2 protein-coding genes and 1 pseudogene are annotated in these 1829 nt (G+C 71.2%); all 3 read right to left on the reverse strand.

What is annotated here, in order from left to right:
• Positions 1-50 precede the first annotated feature (50 nt).
• A complete protein-coding gene (locus ACWD5Q_RS35410) occupies positions 51-422 on the reverse strand; it encodes a MerR family transcriptional regulator (protein ID WP_451431175.1) in 372 nt (123 codons plus the stop codon).
• A gap of 26 nt (positions 423-448) precedes the next feature.
• On the reverse strand, positions 449-1219 hold the full coding sequence (locus tag ACWD5Q_RS35415) for an SDR family NAD(P)-dependent oxidoreductase (protein ID WP_451431174.1): 771 nt from the start codon (positions 1217-1219) through the stop codon (positions 449-451).
• Positions 1220-1272: 53 nt separating this feature from the next.
• Positions 1273-1829: pseudogene (locus ACWD5Q_RS35420) on the reverse strand (hypothetical protein); the annotation flags it as partial.

A 1829-nucleotide genomic window follows, 5' to 3' on the forward strand; every position in this document is an offset into this window, starting at 1 on the left:
CGGAGCGAATGGGGACCGGCTCTTTCGAACCTCTGCGGTGAGGCGGGCGGTCAGGCCGCCGGCCGGATCCGGTCGCCGGTTGCGTGGCGCAGTGCGGTCTTGAGCCGGTCCCGGATCGCGGTCTGGGCGGCGATGCGTTCGTTGAGGATCGTCAGTCGCTCTGACGCGACCTGCAGGGCCTTGTCGGATGGCGGCGTCGTGGTCACGTCTCCGTCCAGGCACGGCAGGAAGATCTGCACGTCGTCCAGGGTGAGCCCGGCGGCCAGCAGGTGGCGGATGTTGCGGACCCGCACCACCGTCCGCTCGTCATAGGTGCGGTAGCCATTGGGGGCCCGCTCCGAGGAGATCAGCCCCGCCTGCTCGTAGTGCCGCAGCGCACGGGCCGTCGTCCCGGTCGTCTTGGCCAGCTCACCGATCTGCACCCGCTCCACCTCCACGGCCACTCCTATCACGCCACGACCGCCCCGCCGTCGACCGGGAGTACCACGCCGGTGACGAACGACGCGGCTGGTGCGGCGAGCTGGGTGATTGCCCAGGCCACCTCCTCCGGTCGGCCGATCCGGCCCAGCGGGGTGTGTGCCAGCTGCCACTCTCGTAGTGCTGCCATCCGTTCCGGCGTCAGTCCCTGGTGCTCGCCGATCGGGGTGTCGACCGCGCCGGGCGCGACCGCCACCACCCGGACCCCGCGGGGTGCCAGCTCGACCGCCCAGCTGCGAGTCAGCAGTTCCAGCGCGGTCTTGGTCGCCGCGTAGACCGAGCTGCCCGGCCAAGCACGCTGCCCCACCGACGTACTGACGTTGACGATCGCTCCGCCGGACGCCTCGAGGGACGGCAGCGCGGCCTGGGCCAGCAGGATGGGTGCGATCAGATTGGTGGCGATCTGCGGCGTGATCATCTCCGGCGTGAGGGTGCCGAGGGCACCGCCGTGCACGATGCCGGCGTTGTTGACCAGCACGTCCAACCTGCCGTGCGCCTCCAGCGCGGTTCGGACGATCCCCTCGGGCTGGCCCTCGGCGGTGATGTCGGCGGCCAGCGGGGTGATCCTCTCGTGCCCGGCTGCGGTCTCGCGGAGCGGTTCGGCCCGCCGGCCGATGGCCAGGACGTGGGCGCCCTCAGCGGCGAACGCGCGGGCGGTGGCCCGGCCGATGCCGGTGCCGGCCCCGGTGACGGCGACGACCCTGCTGATCGGAGGTGCAGTGCTGCTGTCCATGCCGGTCATCGTTCAACCCTGCCGCCAGTGGCAAGGTCAAACGGCGGCTGGTGGCCCTGCGGTCACCGAGTGTGGTCGCCGGGTGCGTAGTGTCGCCAGGTTCCTCCTGCCTCGGCGGCGAGTTGGGCTGTGGTGTCGTCGTGGTAGCCGAGCATGCGGGCGACCACGGGGGCGGGGGCTTGGAGTACGAGGTGGCGGATCGCCGACGTGCGTCCTCGCTGGGTAGGGAAGCCCAGGTCGCGGAGGCGGATTTCGAGGGTGTCCGAGGTCATGGGCTGTCCGGCCCGGCGGCCTGGGAAGAGCCATCGGGCGCCCGGATTGGTTGCGGTCATGGTGTTCGGCCGCTGGCCCAGGTAGTCCAGCAGCATGCCGGCGAAGGGCTCAGGGACGGGCGACGGCGGGTCGCCGAGCCGGATCTGGACCTCGCCGTCTTCACGGAGGACATCGTCGATGGTGAGCCGTGTGATCCGGGTGAGCGGCTGCGCGTAGAGGAGGACGAGCGTGGCGGCCACGCGGTCCTGGAGAGGGATGTCGTTGCGGTTTACGGCCTGCCGGAGCAGGGTGAGCCGTTGGTGCTGAGCGAGCGGGGTCGGGTTGCTGGTGGAGCGGTGCGGAATGG

This window comes from Streptomyces sp. NPDC002513 (assembly GCF_053595355.1).

Bases quoted from the DNA above. Each gene is read 5' to 3' on its own strand.
- ACWD5Q_RS35415 (WP_451431174.1), bottom strand. From the start codon at position 1,219: ATGACCGGCATGGACAGCAGCACTGCACCTCCGATCAGCAGGGTCGTC.